The sequence below is a fragment of the Burkholderia catarinensis genome (assembly GCF_001883705.2).
Lineage (GTDB): Bacteria > Pseudomonadota > Gammaproteobacteria > Burkholderiales > Burkholderiaceae > Burkholderia > Burkholderia catarinensis.
In genome coordinates, this window is sequence record NZ_MDEQ02000006.1 from 1 (window position 1) to 17,596 (window position 17,596).

Consider the following 17,596-nt stretch of genomic DNA (forward strand, 5'->3'; position numbering starts at 1 on the left):
GCTCCGGTGTGAGCGGCTTTGAGTCTTGCTTTGGCATGGTGGAACCCGATCACGCACGCCCGGATGGATCGGCCCAATCCTGCAAGCCGTGCTTACGTAACCATACCAGTACGGTCGAGCACCCCTGGATTCCGTAGCGTCGCTGCGCCTCTATGTACGTCAGCTCGCCTTTTTCGACCTGCGTCACCACCGACAGCTTAAAAGCCAGACTGTAGTCCCGCTGGGTCCGCTTGATCCCTTGCTCCACTTGGCACCTCTTCGTTTCGGCGAAAAAGTGTCAACCTATTTCAGGACGGGTCAAACACGAAAAAAAAGGCGCCCGAAGGCGCCTTTTTCGATGCTGCGAAGCGGGTTACCCCGCCGTCACGCTTAGAAGCGGTGACGCAGACCAACCGTTGCTGCGGTTTGGTTGATCGACGAGCTCGGCAGGTTGTTGTTGAAGCTGTCGCCGTTGTAGATCGATGCGCCAATGCCGTTCTTCGCTGCACGCTGGTACACAGCTTGTGCGTAGACGTCCGTGCGCTTCGACAGTGCGTAGTCAGCTTGCAGGCCGAACTGGTTCCAGTGCGTGCTGCCGTTGTTGATCTTCGCGTTCGTGTACGTGTAAGCAGCGCCCAGGCCGAGAGCCGGCGTCAGGTTGTACTTTGCATTGACTTCGTAGTTGTCAGTGCGCAGCGTGCCAACACTACCGACTGCATTGTTGTCGAGACGCGCTTGCGTCCATGCAGCGCCGACTTGTGCCGGACCGAATGCATAACCAGCAGCAGCACCGTACGTGCGGACGCGGCCTTGGCTAGCGATGCCACCGATCGCCGACGACGTTGCGCCGTTTGCGTTCGTACCGTCACCCAGGTTCGCTTGCGAGTATGCAGCAGCCAGCTTCAGACCTTGGAACTGGTATGCAGCACCCGCGCTGTACGCACGGTTGTTGCCGAAGTTCGTGTTGTTCGAGAACGAGTACGTGCCGCCGAATTGCAGGCCAGCGTAGTTCGCGCTCGTGAACTTGATCGTGTTGTTCGCAGCGACGTCGCCAGTCGTGCTCAGACGGTCAAGGTTCAGCGGGTGCGCGAAGTACGTGCCGCCCCACGAGCCCGTTGCCGTCAGCGGCGCCAGGTAGTCTTGCGTTGCGTCGTACTGCTTACCCAGCGTGACCGTGCCGTACTGGCTCGACAGGCCGACGAATGCTTGACGGTTGAACATGCCGCCGTTGTTACCCAGCTTGCCGTTACCGATGCCGAAGCCGCTTTCCAACGTGAAGATTGCCTTCAGGCCGCCACCCAGGTCTTCCGAGCCACGCAGGCCGAAACGGCTCTGGTCAATGCCCGAACCCATCGCCCAACGCGACTTGCCAGCTTGGCCCAGTGCCGGCTGGACGTTGCTCGTGTAGGTGATGCCTGCGTCCAGCACGCCGTACAGCGTGACGCTGCTTTGCGCGTGAGCGACGGTAGCAAACGATGCTGCAGCTGCTGCAACGATCAGAGTCTTGTTCATTCGTGGAGCTCCCTTCTAAAAAGAGGCAGGTCTCGCGACCTTGTTCATAAACGGTCTTCAACCGCCCGGGAGCGCCATCGGTCCTGCTGGCGGCGCCCGGATAGTTGCCCGTTTGGGAACCGTGAGTTTAGGGGTGTACCCTAGGGGCGCGATCCGCAAATAAAGAAATAAGCTTTTCCAGAACTAGAAATAATGAAAGTGGGGCCATCTCATAAGTATTTGTTTTAACGTTTGTTTTTGACTTCTTGACGATGGCTTTTTGGACGCTTTCATCGCACCATTCTTTCATGTCAGCGTCTTGACGGTTGCATGGAAACAACAAACCGGTTCGGTTCGGCCCCTGTAATCGGCAATTTTTACCCATTTTAGTCCCGAATATCAGGCTCCGCACACCGAAACTCACCCGCCGGTCAGGAAACAGGGGCGACGTCCGCGCCGTCGGCAATGTCGCCGTCAGCCGGCAGACAGGAAAAGCCGGCTTCCGCTGCCGTGACACGCGGTAACAGCCTTAACCGCTCGCGTAACCCGGCCGGCGTACCGGCAGGCTAATGTAAGGCGGCCTCGAATACGGAACAGAACAGGACACGCCATGAATCGACGCTCGTTGTTGCGCGCCATCGGATTGACCGCCGCCTTCGTCGGCACCGGCTGGTTGCGCGCCGCCTCGGCCCAGCCCGCACCACCCGTGTACCGGCCGTCCGGCCCGAACCGCGCGCCCGGCGGCCCACCCTACGCCGACCGCCCGGGCTTCGCGCCGCCGGCGGCCCGGCACGACCGCCGGCCGCCGCCGCCGCGGCCGCACGGCTATATATGGACGGACGGCTACTGGCGCTGGCAGCGCGGCCGCTATATATGGGTGTCCGGCCGCTGGGTCGCGCGGCGCCCCGGGCGGCGGTGGGTGCCCGGCTACTGGCGTCGCCAGGGGCCGGTGTGGGTCTACGTCGACGGGGCGTGGCGATAGGCAGCCCCCCCCGGCTCCGGCCGGTGGAAGATCCGTGGCCGGCAGGCGCGTGCGAACCCGCGCCGTCCGTCCGGCCACGAAATCATGATGCCCGGCAGGCGCGCTCGCGGATCCTGCCCCACCCCGGAACGATGCCGACCGCCAAAAGCGACGCCAATGCATCCAATGCGGCAACCTCGACAACCAACATGCCCGCCGATCGCCGGCGCGCAGTCTTGCCTCGACCGGATCCTGCCGCGCTCCTGTCATGCGCCACGCAACAGAAGACTGCATACTCAGCCGCCCCGATGCCTGCGCTGTGCTCCGGGTTTCGCTTCGCCAGCGCGTTGCCGCCTTCGCGACGAACACGTCAACGCATCGCCGATGCCCTCCATCCCGTCAATATCCTTCGGATAACGAAATCAAACGATGATGATGCGAGCGCACCCGGCCCTGACTCATTGCATCGCGCGCCATCTGCAGCACACTGCCAATCGACGCGACGGTGCGTGCGTTCCGCTCAGCGGCCGCCGCCCTCCAGCTCCCGCATACGGCGGCGCGCGGCGCAGATCGCGCGATGATGCTCGTCGGCCCACCGGATCATCGCCTGCATCGGCGTCAGGAACGAACGCCCGAGGTCGGTCAGCGCATATTCGACACGCGGCGGCACTTCGGCGAACAGCGTGCGACTGATAAGACCGTCCTGCTCGAGCCGCTTCAGCGTACGCGACAGCATCTGGTTCGATACATCGCCGATCGCGCGACCGAGTTCGTTGAAGCGCAACGTCCCGCCGGACAGCGCTTCGAGCACAAGCAGGCTCCACTGGTCGCCGATGCGGTCGAGCACATCGCGGATCGGGCACGGCTGATCGAGTTCGACGGTTTCGTCGGCGGGCGGGAACGGCATGACGGGATCTCTTTCACGGGCAACACACGGTCAGCGCGGTGTGACCTGTTCACACCGCGCTGACTTCTTGTGACGGGTTCGCGGCAACTGTACCATTCGACCGGCCCGACAGCCGCGCGGATTCGCCAGTTCAACGAATCATGACGATGTCGCACGGTTTCAATATCGGCAGCCGTGACGACACGGGCTTCGCGGCGAATCCTTCGTGCCGATGCGGCATGCGCGTCCGCAGCCACGCCCCATCGCCCGCCGATCGGCGCGATCGGCGCAACCCGCAATCGCGCATCGCGCGGCAACCAACGAATCGTCAAACCAGGAAAACGCACCATGCCATCGTTCCGCTCCCCCGTTCGCGCCGTTGCCGCGCTCGTCCTGCTGGCCGCGTCGACGGCCGCGCTGGCCGCCGGCCCCATCACGCGCGACCTGGCCGCCGAGGAAGCCAACCGCCAGCTCGTGCTGACGTTCTACGACCGCTTCTTCAACAAGCACGAAGCGGTCGAGGCTGCCGCCGTCGTAGCGGACGACTACAAGCAGCACAACCCGCACGTACCGGACGGCAAGAAGCCGTTCGTGTCTTACTTCGTCGGCGCCTTCCAGAAGAACCCGGCATCGCGCGCGCGCATCGTCCGCAGCGCGACCGACGGCGACCTCGTGTACCTGCACGTGCATGCGACCGAGCGTCCGGGCGATCGCGGCGAAGCGGTCGTCGACATCTTCCGCGTGAAGGGCGGCAAGATCGTCGAGCACTGGGACGTGATCCAGCCGGTGCCCGAAGCATCCGCGAACCGGAACACGATGTTCTGACGCGCGAGCCTGCATGCGGTGCGCAACGATGCGCGCCGCCCGTCGACGGACGATCGGCCGCCCGCCGGGCAGGCGCGGATGCCCTGCGCCGGGGAGTCCCCTACAATCGAACTTCGCCGCCGCGCCGGCCTCCGTCTCGCATGACCGCACCGCCGGCCGCCGCCGCCTTTGTCGCGCGTTGTCCTCAAAACAATGACAGACAGCCGGCCGCCCCGCTCCTAGTATCTGACTCACCCGGCGGCAGGAACGCGTCGGATGCCACGGAGACACGGAATGCCGAATACCGGATGGACCCCGGCCCGCACGGCCGCAAGCGCGTCGCCGATCGATTCGCCGAGACGGACACAGCGGCGCAATCGGCATGACGCTCCCGTGGCGGAGGCCAGCCTTCGCCACCGCACATCGACGCCTCTGCCCGGCAACGCCGGCACCTGACCGCTCCACATCCCATTCCAACCCGACCGGGTTCGCGCGACCGGACGAGCCAGACGGCCGGCCCGCCGGATGCGTGCGCCCGTCGACCAGCCCCTGTCCGGAGGCGACACATGCAACACGCCGACACCGTCTATCTGAACGGCCTGCTTTACACGGGCGACGCGCAGCGCCGCTTCGCGCAGGCACTCGCCACGAAGGACGGCAAGATCGTCGCGGTCGGCCGCGACGACGACATCCGCCCGCTGGCCGGCCCCGCAACGCGCATGGTCGACCTGGCCGGCAGGCTGATGCTGCCGGGCCTCATCGACGGCCACGTGCACCCGCTCGAAGGCCACCAGATCCTCGGCGACTTCGACCTGTCCGGCATCAACGATCCCGACGCGATCCTGCAGCATATCCGCGCGTGCGCCGATGCGACGCCGAACGAACCGTGGGTCTATCTCGGCGGCGCCAACCTTGCCGCATTCGGCGCGTATCCGACCCGCGAGCTGCTCGACCGGATCGTGCCCGACCGGCCGCTGCTCGTGGTCGGCCTCGACGTGCACAGCGGCTGCCTCAACACGAAGGGGCTCGAAGCGGCCGGCATCCGGGCCGATACCCCCGATCCGGCCGGCGGTGTGTACGAGCGCGATGCGTCGGGCGCGCCGAACGGCGTCGTGCATGAAGCGGCGTTCTATCGCGTGTGCCCGATCATTCCGCAACTGAGCCCGGCCGGCTACCCGAAGTCGCTCGCGAAAGCGCACGCAATGGCGCACGGGTTCGGCATCACGGGCTGGTTCGACGCGCGCGTCGAGGAAGCCGAACTCAAGGCTTACGCCGCCGCGCAGCGCGCCGGCACACTCAAGGTGTACATGAGCGCGGGCCTCTACGCGAACCCGCGCCGCGACCCGCGCGAGCAGGTCGAACGCTTCGTCGCATGGCGCCGCGAGTACGCGCGCGACAACTTGCGCCTGCATACGGTGAAGATCTTCGTCGACGGCGTACCGGAATCGAAAACCGCCGCGCTGCTCGAGCCGTACGCCGGCACCGACGACTGCGGCCTCGCGCTGTGGAGCCAGGACGCGCTGAACGAAATCTGCCTGCTTGCCGATACGGCCGGCTTCGACCTGCACTTCCATACGCTCGCCGACCGCGCGGTACGCATGACGCTCGACGCGCTCGAACATGTGCAGCGCCGCAACGGGATGCGCGACCGGCGCGCGCAGCTCGCGCACCTGCAACTCGTCGATCCGGCCGACATGAGCCGCTTCAACCGGCTCGGCGCGATCGCGAGCGTGCAGACGCTGTGGACGGCCGCACGCGAGGAGCAGCAACAGCTCTATCGCGACCTGCTCGGCGCCGAGCGCACCGCGCGCAACTATCCGTTCCGCAGCCTGCGCAACGCGGGCGCGATGCTCGCGGCCGGCTCCGACTGGTCGGTCAGCACGATGGACCCGATGCAGATCATCCAGACGGGCGTCACGCACCTGCTGATCGACCAGCCCGACAGCCCGCCGTGGAATCCGCACGAACGCCTCGACCTGCTCACGATGCTCGAGGCCTATACGGTAAACACCGCCTATGCGCTGCGTTTCGACGACTGCACCGGCTCGCTCGAAGCGGGCAAGGACGCGAGCTTCGCGATCCTCGACCGCAATCCGTTCGCGCATCCGGTCGAGACGTTCGCGCAAAGCCGCGTGATCGAGACGTGCTTCCGCGGCGAAGTCGTGTACGCCGCGCCGGGGTGGGCCGACTGACGTGCGAACCGGGCGGCTGTCAGGCGACGCCGAGCGCCAGCACCTGCCCGGTCGTCAGCACGTCGCCGAACGTATCCGACAGCGCGGCCAGCGTCGCGCGATGGAGGTCGCGGTGCGGCACCGTGCCGCCGTCCGCGACGTCGAGGTCGCGCGTCGCGCATGCGTCGTCGACGACGATCACCGAATAGCCGAGCGGCACCGCATCGCGTGCCGCGCCGGCGACGCACGCATGCGTCATCAGGCCCGTGACGATCAGCGTGTCGATGCCGGCCGCCTTCAGGCGCGCATCGATGTCCGTCGTCGGGAACACGCTCACCGACGTCTTCTTCACGACCGCGTGATGCGGCGCCGGCTGCAGGTCCGCGTGAAAGCGGAAACCATTGCTGCCGTCCGCGAAGATCGGGCTGTCGGCCGTATCGACGTGCTGGACGTGAAACACCGGAATGCCCGCGCGGTCGGCGAACGCGATCACGCGCTGCGCATTGCCCAGCGCGCGTGGCCCGTCCGGAATCGGCAGGCGGCCGCTGAAGTATTCGTTCTGGAAATCGATCACCAGCAGCGCGGTGCGGGCGGCGGCGATCGACGTCGGCGCGGTCGCGCCGGCCAGTGTACGGATGGTCGGATGTTGCATGGGTCGCTCTCTCGGTTGGCACATCGAACGGAACGGCGCGCCGGGCCTGCCGGCGCCGCCGGACGCGGCCAGGGACCTTCCCGACCGCGAGGCGCCAGTGTCGGGCCGCGCGGCTTTACGCGACAGCGGCGCGCGGGACAACGTCCGACAGGATTGGGCCAACGTACGCCACCGCCTACGACAGCGCGGCCGTTCGCGCACCCGGTTGCGTGCGTCCGTATGCGACCATCATCACGAAGCTGAGCAGGAACCCCGCGCCGCCGATCAGCAGCAGGCCGGTCTCGCCGAACACGGGCAGCAGGTTCGTGAGCGCGCCGGTCACGACCCACGCGACGGCCATCACCGAGCCCGCGACGCCGAGCGCCCAGCCCTGCCGGTCCTCGCTGACGGCGTCGGAGAACGCCGTATACATCGTCGTGTACGCGACCATGTCGAAGCAGCCGACGACCATCGCGAGCGCCCACAGCACCGGCTCGTGCGGAAACAGTGCGGACAGGATCTGGCCGACGCCCGCGACGAGCAGGCCCGTCTTCGCGATGTCGACCACGCGCCATACGCGCAGCATCAGCCGCACGACGAACAGCAGGCCGAACACGAAGCAGAGCCCGATCACGCCGCTGAACAGCCCCAGCCGCGCGCTCGTGTAGCCGAATTTCGCCTGCAGCAACAGCATGATGGTCTGCAGGTAGAGCCCGTAGCCGACCTGCATCAGGAAGAACACCACCGACAGGAACGCGACGTTGCGCTGCCGCGCGGCCTCCCCGATGATCCGCAGCGGCAGCAGCGGATCGATGCGCGTGTCGCCGCGCGGCGCGGCCGAGTCGCGATACGACGCCCAGGTCCAGCATGCGCAGGCCAGAGACAGCGCGGCGACCAGCACGAACGGCGTGCCGTAGTCGAACAGCGGCGAGATCGTCCGGTCGGACGTGACGCCGCCGAGCACGGGGCCGACGATCACGCCCGCGCTGAATGCGAGCGACATGATGCTCATGTTGTACGCCTTGTTCTCCGGCGTGCTGAGGTCGGTGATCGCCGCCTGCGCGATGCCCTGGCAGCCGGCCATCAGCCCGGTGAGCCCGCGGCCGGCCAGCAGCAGCGCGACGCTCGCATGCCACGCGCCGGCCGCCATCATCGCGTAGCCGGCCGCGAGACCGAGCACGCACAGCAGCAGGATCCTGCGGCGGCCGTAGCGATCGGACAGGTCGCCCATCAGCGACGAGCCGAAGAACATGCACAGCGGATAGATCCCGTAGCCGAGACCGAGGTAGAAATTGCGCGCGTGCGCGCCGGCGTCGGCCGGCAGGATGCCCGCGTGCGGATCGCTGAAGATAGCGGACATCATCGGATAAACAAGCCCGAACCCCATCGCGTCGATCGCGATGGCGAGCAGGCAGGGGCCGAGCAACTTGTAATCGAGCCGGGACATGGCGACCTTCCGGACGGAGTGGATGATCGCCCTAGCGTAATGATCGGGCGGCGGCCGCGGTAGGCCGCCGCCCGCGATGCTAACCATCGGTTCGCCCGATACCCTCCATATCGCCCGCGCCGATGGCCCGCCAGCGCGGCCGCCCGCTACTTGACGCTCAGCGGCTCGCCCCGGAACTGCCGGCGCGCAACGACGCACGGCGCGCCGTCGCGCATGAACACGCTCGCGACCAGCCCGAACGACGCGGCGAACAGCACGTACCATGCGGGCGCGACGGGCGACCCGCTCGCATGCGTCAGCCACGTGACGATGAACGGCGCAAAGCCGCCGAACACCATCACCGCGACGTTGTACGCGAGCGCGATACCGGTCGACCGCGAGCGTGTCGCGAACTGCTCGGCGAGCGTGGTCGGTGCGGGACCGTAGCAGACGCCGATGATCGTGCAGATCACGAGCTGCATCACGAGCAGGCGCCCGATGCCCGGCGCCGCGGCCAGCCACGAGAACAGCGGATAGGTGAGCGTCAGCAGCGCCAGCGTGCCGGCGATCAGCACGGGCCGCCGGCCGATGCGGTCGGACACGATCGCGGCGACCGGAATCGTCACCGTCAGCAGCGCGACCGCCGCCATCTGCACCTTGAATACCTGGTCGAGCGGCAGCCCGAAGGTCTTGTGCACGAACGTCGGCATGTTCACGAGCATCACGTAGAACACGGCCGTGCCGGTGATCGTCTGCCCCATCGACACCAGCACGCCGCGCAGGTTGTCGCGCAGCACGCGCGACACGCTCGCCGGCGGCTCGACCGTCGACTTGCTCGCGTCGAGGAACGCCTCGGTCTCCTCCATGTGCCGGCGGATCCACAGGCCGACCGGCCCGATCAGCAGCCCGAGCGCGAACGGCACGCGCCAGCCCCAGCTGTGCAGCGCCTCGTCCGACAGCGACTGGGTGGCCCACGCGCCCATCGCGGCGCCCGAGAACACCGCGAGACACTGGCCGATCAGTTGCCACGATCCGTACAGCCCGCGCCGGTTCGCCGGCGCGCTTTCGACGAGGAACGCGGTGGCGCTCGCGTATTCGCCGCCCGTCGCGAAGCCCTGCAGCAGCCGCGCGACGACGATCAGGACCGGTGCCGCCGCGCCGATCGTCGCGTATGACGGCGCGAACGTGATCAGCGCGATCGACAGCGTCATCAGGAAGATGATGAGCTGCATCGCGGCCTTGCGGCCCCTGCGGTCCGCATAGAGCCCGAGCAGGACGCCGCCCACCGGGCGCATGAAGAAACCGACGCCGAAGGTCGCGAGCGACATCAGCAGCGACGCATACTGGCTCTCGGCGGGAAAGAACAGCCGCGCGATGATGCCGGAGAAGAAACCGTAAACGATGAAGTCGTACCACTCGAGGGTATTGCCGACGACAGCGGCAATCACCTGCCGATGCCGCGAGTTCCCGCGTGAGTCGCGCATGCTTGTCTCCTGCAGTGTCAGGGTGCCGCGCCGCATGCGCGCCGCTTTCCGTGGCGGGCATCGGCGAATCGGCCGTTCGCATCGCCGGCCGATGCGGAACCGGCACCGCGGAACCTTTCGGCCCGCGCGCACGACCGGCGTGAAGCGATGGTAGGGACGCCGAAAACCCGCATCAATCAATGCCCGCGGCAGATGATTAGCCGGAGATTAAATGTTTCCCCGCCGGGCGCCACCGCGCGAAAGCCCCGGAAATTCGCGCATTGTTGCGGCCCGGGTTCTGCGGCAGAATCGTCGGCCGCCCTCCCCGTCGTCCGCACCATGCGCAACCGCATCAACGAAGAGATCACGTTCCGCAAGCTCGAGGTGCTGCTCGCCTTCATGGAAGCCGGCAGCCTCGCGAAAGCGGCCGAGGCGCTGGGCGTCAGCACGGTCAGCGTGCACCGCGCGCTGCACACGCTCGAGGAAGGGATGCACTGCGCGCTGTTCCGCCACGAGGGGCGGAACCTGATTCCGACCGACGCCGCGCAGGTGCTCGCCGAAGTCGCTGGCGAAGTGCTCAAGACGATGACGGACGGGATCCGTTCGACACGCGAGGCGGCCGGCTACGGCGCCGGCCAGTTGAAGATCGGCTCGCTCTACTCGTTGACGATCCGCATCGTTCCCGAGGTCGTGATCGCGCTGAAGGAGCGCCGCACCGAACTGCAGGCCGAGCTCGTGCTCGGCTCGAACGCCGACCTGCTCGACAAGCTCAGGCAGGGCGCGATCGACGCGACGCTGATGGCGCTGCCCGATCCGGACGCCGAGATCGAATCGATCGCGCTGTTCGAGGACGAGATGTTCTTCGCCGCCCCGATCGATTCGCCGTATGCGCGCTGCGACGCGATCGATCTCCACACGTGCCGCGACGAGCCGTTCGTGTCGCTCGGCGAAGGCTTCGCGACGCACCACGGCTTCACGGAAGCGTTCCGCGCGGCCGGCGTCACGCCGAATGTCGTGATGCGGGTGGGCGACATCTTCTCGCTGATCAACCTCGTGTCGGGCGGCGTCGGCTGCTCGCTGCTGCCCGGCCGCGTGCGCGACCTGTTCGCGCACAAGATCGCGCTCGTGCCGCTCGCCGGGCCCACGATCCGCCAGACGATCGGCCTGAGCTTCCTGCACCGGCGCGAGCGCGACCCGAACCTGCTCGCGCTCGCGACCGTATGCCGGCTGACGGTCAAGGGGCCGCACGCGCGGTAACGCGCGGATCGACCGGCCGCGCTTCCCGTCTCCTTTCCTGCTCTTTCCGGCTCGCGCACCCGCATCGTCACGGCGCCGCGCGCGCACGCCGCGCCGGCCTGCGCCACGCGATACGAACCGCGCGTACTCATCCGTTTGGATGGCACGAAGCGCGCGCTTTGTTGCGATCATGGCCGTCATTCATCGTGCGGCACGCACTCGCAGGCCGCGCCACGGAGACACCATGAACGACCCTGCCCTCGGACCGATCGACCAGATCGGCTACGTGGTCGCCGGCCTCGACCGCAGCATCGACGCGGCGGCCGCCTCCGCGTAAGCGGACCCGCACGCGTCCCCTCTCATTCACAGGAGCAACCGATGAAACGACTCGAAGGCAAGGTGGCGCTGATCACGGGCGGTGCCCGCGGCCAGGGCGAAGCGGAAGCGCGCCGGTTCGTCGCCGAAGGCGCACGCGTGGTGATCGCCGACGTGCTGGACGACGCCGGCCGGCGCGTCGCGGCCGAACTCGGCGACGCCGCGCGATTCCAGCATCTCGACGTGACGAACGAAGCCGACTGGCAGACCGCCGTCCATGCCACGCTCGCGCATTTCGGACGGCTGGACATCCTCGTGAACAACGCGGCGATCCTGAAGCTCGTGCCGATCGAATCGTGTTCGCTCGACGACTACCGCAAGGTGATCGACGTGAACCAGGTCGGCTGCTGGCTCGGCATGAAGTCGGCGCTTGCCGCACTGAAGGATGCGGGCGGCGGCTCGATCGTCAACGTGTCGTCGACGGCCGGGATGGAAGGCGTCGCGGGCGGCAGCGCGTACGTGTCGAGCAAGTTCGCGGTGCGCGGGATGACGAAGGCCGCCGCGCTCGAATTCGGCCGCTACGGCATACGCGTGAACTCGGTGCATCCGGGCGGCATCGATACGGTGATGGCGCGCCCGCCCGAGTTCGCGGACTTCGACCCGTCGTCCATCTACAGCGGCCTGCCGATCGCGCGCATCGGCAAGCCCGACGAAGTCGCCAGTCTCGTGCTGTTCCTCGCGTCCGACGAATCCGCGTATTGCACGGGGTCGGAATTCATCGTCGACGGCGGGATGCTCGCGGGCAGCACGTTCCACTGATCCGCACCGCAGTCGACACGCGCCCGCCTGCGGCGGGCGTTTTCGTTTGCAGCCGGGCGAAGTGTCACGCGTTCGAGACGTTTATGACGAAGGAGAACAATGTTTCCCGGCGGGTGACCGGCCGGTTTCCGCGCCGCCCGTGCGGCACGGGCGATGCGATGTCAGTGCGCATTCTCCGCCGCCGGCGCGCGGCATGCGATCAGGCCACGCTGAACGGCCGGCCGCGCGTCGATGCCGGCGAGCCAGCGCTCGACATGCGGGTAGCCTGCGAGGTCGATATCGAGTTCGGTCGCCGCGCGCAGCCACGGAAACGCGGCGATATCGGCGATCGAGTACCGCGACGACGCGAGATACGCCGATTCCGACAAGCGGCCGTTCACGACCCCATAGAGGCGCCGCGCTTCGTTGCGGTAGCGGTCGATCGCTTCCGCATTGACCGTCTTCGATGCATGCAGGAACCACCAGAGCTGCCCGAGCATCGGCCCGATCCCGCCGATCTGGAAGTGCAGCCATTGCTGGACCGCCGTGCGCTCGGCGAGCGTTTCGGGATGCAGAAAGCCCGTCTTCGCGGCGAGATAGCCAAGGATCGCGCCGGATTCGAACACGGCCAGCCCCGTATCGTGGTCGACGATGGCCGGGATCTTGCCGTTCGGGTTGATCGCGAGATACGCCGGGGTGCGCTGCTCGCCGGCGGACAGGTTCACGTGCACGAGGTCGTGCGCGAGCCCGGCCTCTTCCAGGTAGATCGCGATCTTGTGCCCGTTCGGCGTGTCGGCCGTATAGAACGTGAGGGAGTGCGTCGGGGTCATGTGTCGGTCCTTGTCATCGGGTTGTCGTTGCAACTACAATCGTTGCAATTGCAATTCTATGCCGGAACCGATGATCCCGGCGACATGCCAGTACTCGAAGGAGGGACATGCAGACTGCGCGATCCGGTCCGCCCGTGCGGACGCCCGACACCCGCCGCGCCGCGGCGGCCTGCCTCGAAAGGCTGATGACGCAGCGGCTCGCGCCGCGTGGCCGCGCGGTGTCGCCGCTCGGCGCGATGCGCGCGGCCGCCGATTGCCTCGAACGCGATGCGGCGACATCGGAACGCGTCTGGATCGTGCGTGCCGATGCGCGGGAGCCGTTTGCAGACGCGGGAGCGCATCGCCGCATCAGCGCATGGCCGCTGCGGTTTCTCGATGCGCGCAAGCGGTTCGAGAAACCACTGCTATACCTGCTGCATGCGCGCGCGACCGACCGGCTGCGGCTGGCGTCGATCGAAACCGTCGATCGCGGGATCTTCGTGAACGATGCCGAAACGGTCGCGTCGTCCTGGCCGAAAGGCGTGACGCCCGACGTCCCACACTGGCTCGCCGCGAACCCTGCGTGCACGCCGTACGATCCGGCTTCGGGGCATGAGGCGATCGCGATCCTGCGCCACGCGCTGCGCACGCTTTATGTCGCCGGCCAACCGGGATTCTGCTACCTCGCGAGCCACGACGACCCTATGCCCGATGCGAAGCCGCTATCGGCCGCGGCGGCCCGCGATGCGTTCAGCGGCATGGTGCGGGCCGGCCGGCGCGCGGCAGCCGGCGCGGCCGCACAGATCCGGCTGTGCGGCGCGGGCAGCACGCTCGCGCAGGTGATGGAGGCGGCCGATCTGCTGCACGACGAATGGCGCGTCGATTCGACGATCTGGAGCTGCCCGAGCTACACGCAGCTCGCCCGCGACGGTCATGCAGCCGACCGGTGGAACCTGCTGCACCCGCACGCCGAACCGCAGATCGCGCATGTGCGCCGATGCATCGGCGACAGCCGCACGCCGGTGCTCGCGGTGACGGGCTATGCGCGGCACGTTGCCGCGCAGATCGGCGCGTTCGTACCGGCCCGCTTCGCGGCGCTCGGCGCGGACTCTGCCGGCCCGGGTGCCGGCACCCGCGCGCCGAATGCGCACTGGATCGCTGCGGTCGCGCTTCGCCTGCTGGCCGACGATGGCCGCGTGCCGGCCGAATGGGCCGCGCAGGCGATGCGCCGCTATGCGAGCGACTGACGCGCGGGCCGGCCGCCGCTACTTCGCGTCGGCCGCCGCGTCTCGCGCCGCGGCGGTCGTACGGTCGAGCGCGGCGGCCATCGCCGCTTGCTCCTTGCCGGTGAACTTGTCGAGAAAGAGTTCCGCGACTGTCGACTGGTACACCTTCCACATTTTCTTGCGCAGCACCCGCCCCTTGTCGGTGATGCTCGCATACGCGGCGCGGCCATCGTCCGCCGAACGGGCGCGCGTCACGAGCCCCTCCTGCTCGAGCCGATCGACGAGCCGTGTGAGGTTGTAGCGCTCGATCGCGAGCACGTCGGCGAGTTCATGCATGCGGCGCGTGCCGTCGGGCCCGCTCTCGAGCCCCCACAACGCGTCGTACCACGCATAGGCCGGCAGGCCGGCAGCCGCGAGGCGGCGCTCGATCTCGCGAATCATCGTCCGGTGCGCTCGGACGAACGAGAACCACAGATCGGGTTCGGGTGCGCTCATGTCAGGTCGTTCCTCTCGTTGAATTGCAGTTGCAATTAAATTTTACCTCGATAACAATTGCCCCCTAACGATTGCAATTGCAACTATATGCCCGCCGATCGGCGGGCGTTCCGTCGCGCGACGCGGCGCCACGACCGTCGCCCCGCGCAGCCTTATGCTTCTGGAGACATTGCATGACCGCACCTCTCGCGCTACCCGACATCGACCCGCAGGAAACCCGCGAATGGCTCGATGCGCTTGATTCCGTGATCACGCTCGAAGGGCGCCCGCGCGCGCACTACCTGCTCGACCAGCTTGCCGACCTCGACGCGGCGCGTCACGGCAACCTGCACGGCCGCGTGACGACTGCTTACGTGAACACCGTGCCGCGCGAGCGGCAACCGGCCTATCCGGGCGATCTCGCGCTCGAACGGCGCCTGAACGCGATGATCCGCTGGAACGCGATGGTGATGGTGCTGCGCGCCGGCCGGCATTCGAACGTCGGCGGGCACATCGCAACCTACCAGTCGGCCGCGGTACTGTACGACGTCGGCTTCGATCACTTCTTCCGCGGCCGCACCGATGCATTCGACGGCGACATGGTCTACATCCAGGGGCATTCAGCGCCCGGCATCTATGGCCGCGCGTACCTGGAAGGCCGCATCACGGATGCGCAGCTCGACAACTTCCGCCGCGAGACCGGCCGCGAAGCGGGACGCGACGGGCTGTCGTCGTATCCGCATCCGCGCCTGATGCCGGATTTCTGGCAATTCCCCACCGTGTCGATGGGGCTCGGGCCGCTCACGGCCGCGTATCAGGCGCGCTTCATGCGCTACCTCGAATACCGCGGGCTGAAGGCACATCAGGGCCGCAAGGTCTGGGCGTTTCTCGGCGACGGCGAAATGGACCAGCCCGAATCGCTCGCGGCGATCTCGCTCGCCGGGCGCGAACGGCTCGACAACCTGATCTTCGTCGTCAACTGCAACCTGCAGCGCCTCGACGGCCCCGTGCGCGGCAACGGCAAGGTCATCCAGGAACTCGAAGGCACGTTCCGCGCGGCGGGCTGGAACGTCGTCAAGGTGATCTGGGGCGGCGGCTGGGATCGCCTGCTCGAACGCGACACGACGGGCTTGCTGCGCCAGCGCATGATGGAATGCGTCGACGGCGACTACCAGACCTTCAAGTCGCAAAGCGGCGCGTATGTGCGCGAGCATTTCTTCGGCAAGTATCCGGCGCTGCTCGACCTCGTCGCCGATCTGTCCGACGACGACATCTGGAAACTGGCGCGCGGCGGCCACGATCCGGAAAAGGTGCATGCGGCGTACGCTCAGGCGATGCGCACGGATGGCCGGCCGACCGTCGTGCTCGCGAAGACGGTCAAGGGCTTCGGGATGGGCGAAGCCGGCGAAGGCCAGAACGTGAACCACCAGTTGAAGAAGATGAGCGCGGACGCCGTACGCGCGTTCCGCGACCGCTTCGCGCTGCCGGTCAGCGATGCGCAACTCGATGAACTGCCTTACCTGAAACCCGAACCGGGCAGCGCCGAGGCCCGCTATTTCGCGGAGCGCCGCGCCGCGCTCGGAGGCCATGTGCCCGCCCGCTTCAGCCATGTGGCGCCGCTGCCGGTGCCGCCGCTCGCCGCGTTCGACGGCCAGCTCAAGGACAGCGGCGAGCGCGGGCTGTCGACGACGATGGCGTTCGTGCGGATCCTCGGCACGCTGCTGAAGGATCCGGACCTCGGCAAGCTCGTCGTGCCGATCGTGCCGGACGAGTCGCGCACGTTCGGGATGGAAGGCCTGTTCCGCCAGATCGGCATCCACTCTCATCTCGGCCAGCTCTATACGCCGCAGGACGCGGGCCAGCTCAGCTACTACAAGGAAGCGAAGGACGGGCAGATCCTGCAGGAAGGGATCAACGAATCGGGCGCGATCGCGTCGTGGATCGCGGCCGGCACCGCATACAGCAACCACGGCCTGCCGGTGATCCCGTTCTACATCTTCTATTCGATGTTCGGGCTGCAGCGCGTCGGCGATCTCGCGTGGGCGGCCGGCGACGCGCGTACGCGCGGCTTCCTGCTCGGCGCGACGTCGGGCCGCACGACACTGATGGGCGAAGGGCTGCAGCACGACGACGGGCACAGCCATGTGCTGTCGTCGGTGATTCCGAACTGCGTCTCGTACGACCCGACCTATGCGTACGAACTCGCGGTGATCGTGCGCGACGGCCTGCGGCGGATGTTCGCTGAACAGGAGGACGTCTACTACTACATCACGCTGCTCAACGAGAACTACCCGCATCCGGCGCTGCCCGATGGCGCGGAAGCCGGCATCCTCAAGGGTCTCTACCTGCTGCGCGACGGCGCGGCGCGCACCGATGCGCCGCATGTGCAGTTGATGGGCAGCGGCGCGATCCTGCGCGAAGTGATCGCCGCGAGCGACCTGCTCGCGCAGGACTTCGGCGTGTCGAGCGACGTGTGGAGCGCAACGAGCCTGACCGAACTGCGCCGCGACGGGCTCGCCGCGGAACGCTGGAACCTGCTGCATCCGGAGCAGGAGCCGCACGTGCCGTACGTGCAGCAATGCCTCGGCGGCCGTACGGGGCCGGTGATCGTCGCGACCGACTACATGAAGATCGTCGGCGACCAGATCCGCGCGTTCGTCGACGGCCGGCGCTTCGTGTCGCTCGGCACCGACGGCTTCGGCCGCTCGGATACACGCGAGGCGCTGCGCACGTTCTTCGAAGTCGACCGGCACTTCATCGTCATTGCAGCGCTGAAGGCGCTCGCCGACGACGGCGCGATGCCGCGTGCGCGTGTCGGCGAGGCCATCCGGCGCTTCGGCATCGACATCGACAAGGTCGATCCGACCACCGTGTAATCACGCGACGCGCGGCAGGCATGGTCGTTCCGGCCTGCCGCGCGGCCCCG

14 protein-coding genes and 1 pseudogene are annotated in these 17,596 nt (G+C 67.4%); 7 read left to right on the forward strand and 8 right to left on the reverse strand.

Going from position 1 to position 17,596, the window contains the following annotated elements; genetic code table 11:
• Positions 1 to 70: 70 nt before the first annotated feature.
• Together BFF94_RS10925 and BFF94_RS10930 are read right to left on the reverse strand one after the other, a co-directional pair.
• Positions 71 to 247, reverse strand: a pseudogene (locus BFF94_RS10925) (IS3 family transposase); the annotation flags it as partial.
• A gap of 122 nt (positions 248 to 369) precedes the next feature.
• Positions 370 to 1,491 carry a porin gene (locus tag BFF94_RS10930; RefSeq protein WP_128849204.1) on the reverse strand — a complete coding sequence of 374 codons (1,122 nt, stop codon included), beginning with the start codon at positions 1,489 to 1,491 and terminating at the stop codon, positions 370 to 372.
• Positions 1,492 to 2,080: 589 nt separating this feature from the next.
• On the opposite strand from BFF94_RS10930, the gene BFF94_RS10935 reads away from it, so the two are divergent.
• Positions 2,081 to 2,452, forward strand: coding sequence for a YXWGXW repeat-containing protein (locus BFF94_RS10935; protein WP_219139316.1), 372 nt, complete (start codon positions 2,081 to 2,083; stop codon positions 2,450 to 2,452).
• Positions 2,453 to 2,951: 499 nt separating this feature from the next.
• On the opposite strand, the gene BFF94_RS10940 is transcribed toward BFF94_RS10935, so the two are convergent.
• The gene (locus BFF94_RS10940; protein WP_128843235.1) at positions 2,952 to 3,338 is read right to left on the reverse strand and encodes a winged helix-turn-helix transcriptional regulator; all 387 of its coding nucleotides are present in this window, start codon (positions 3,336 to 3,338) and stop codon (positions 2,952 to 2,954) included.
• Between the two features lie 327 nt (positions 3,339 to 3,665).
• Between BFF94_RS10940 and BFF94_RS10945 the strand changes: the two genes are divergently transcribed.
• Both BFF94_RS10945 and BFF94_RS10950 read left to right on the forward strand, forming a co-directional pair.
• Positions 3,666 to 4,142, forward strand: coding sequence for a nuclear transport factor 2 family protein (locus tag BFF94_RS10945; protein WP_128843236.1), 477 nt, complete (start codon positions 3,666 to 3,668; stop codon positions 4,140 to 4,142).
• 545 nt (positions 4,143 to 4,687) lie between these two features.
• Positions 4,688 to 6,313: an amidohydrolase gene (locus BFF94_RS10950; RefSeq protein ID WP_128843237.1), complete on the forward strand. Its 1,626-nt coding sequence runs from the start codon at positions 4,688 to 4,690 to the stop codon at positions 6,311 to 6,313.
• Between the two features lie 19 nt (positions 6,314 to 6,332).
• Here the strand turns inward: BFF94_RS10950 and BFF94_RS10955 are convergent, their stop codons facing one another.
• From BFF94_RS10955 to BFF94_RS10965, 3 genes are all read right to left on the reverse strand, one after another.
• Complete coding sequence (locus BFF94_RS10955; RefSeq protein ID WP_128843238.1) at positions 6,333 to 6,944, reverse strand: cysteine hydrolase family protein; 612 nt, start codon at positions 6,942 to 6,944, stop codon at positions 6,333 to 6,335.
• 175 nt (positions 6,945 to 7,119) lie between these two features.
• Positions 7,120 to 8,370, reverse strand: coding sequence for an MFS transporter (locus BFF94_RS10960; RefSeq protein ID WP_128843239.1), 1,251 nt, complete (start codon positions 8,368 to 8,370; stop codon positions 7,120 to 7,122).
• A 146-nt stretch (positions 8,371 to 8,516) separates the two neighbouring features.
• Positions 8,517 to 9,833, reverse strand: coding sequence for an MFS transporter (locus BFF94_RS10965; protein WP_128843240.1), 1,317 nt, complete (start codon positions 9,831 to 9,833; stop codon positions 8,517 to 8,519).
• Between the two features lie 318 nt (positions 9,834 to 10,151).
• On the opposite strand from BFF94_RS10965, the gene BFF94_RS10970 reads away from it, so the two are divergent.
• Positions 10,152 to 11,069, forward strand: coding sequence for a LysR family transcriptional regulator (locus BFF94_RS10970; protein ID WP_128843241.1), 918 nt, complete (start codon positions 10,152 to 10,154; stop codon positions 11,067 to 11,069).
• A gap of 357 nt (positions 11,070 to 11,426) precedes the next feature.
• Positions 11,427 to 12,182, forward strand: a complete 756-nt coding sequence (locus BFF94_RS10980; RefSeq protein WP_128843242.1) for a glucose 1-dehydrogenase — start codon at positions 11,427 to 11,429, stop codon at positions 12,180 to 12,182.
• Between the two features lie 161 nt (positions 12,183 to 12,343).
• Here BFF94_RS10980 and BFF94_RS10985 read toward each other — a convergent pair whose 3' ends face one another.
• On the reverse strand, positions 12,344 to 12,991 hold the full coding sequence (locus BFF94_RS10985; RefSeq protein ID WP_128843243.1) for a glutathione S-transferase family protein: 648 nt from the start codon (positions 12,989 to 12,991) through the stop codon (positions 12,344 to 12,346).
• Between the two features lie 185 nt (positions 12,992 to 13,176).
• Between BFF94_RS10985 and BFF94_RS10990 the strand changes: the two genes are divergently transcribed.
• Positions 13,177 to 14,217 carry a transketolase-like TK C-terminal-containing protein gene (locus tag BFF94_RS10990; RefSeq protein WP_246637274.1) on the forward strand — a complete coding sequence of 347 codons (1,041 nt, stop codon included), beginning with the start codon at positions 13,177 to 13,179 and terminating at the stop codon, positions 14,215 to 14,217.
• An 18-nt stretch (positions 14,218 to 14,235) separates the two neighbouring features.
• Here the strand turns inward: BFF94_RS10990 and BFF94_RS10995 are convergent, their stop codons facing one another.
• Positions 14,236 to 14,691 carry a MarR family winged helix-turn-helix transcriptional regulator gene (locus BFF94_RS10995; RefSeq protein ID WP_128847213.1) on the reverse strand — a complete coding sequence of 152 codons (456 nt, stop codon included), beginning with the start codon at positions 14,689 to 14,691 and terminating at the stop codon, positions 14,236 to 14,238.
• Between the two features lie 173 nt (positions 14,692 to 14,864).
• On the opposite strand from BFF94_RS10995, the gene aceE reads away from it, so the two are divergent.
• Positions 14,865 to 17,546, forward strand: coding sequence for a pyruvate dehydrogenase (acetyl-transferring), homodimeric type (gene aceE, locus BFF94_RS11000; protein ID WP_128847215.1), 2,682 nt, complete (start codon positions 14,865 to 14,867; stop codon positions 17,544 to 17,546).
• The last annotated feature ends 50 nt before the right edge of the window (positions 17,547 to 17,596 follow it).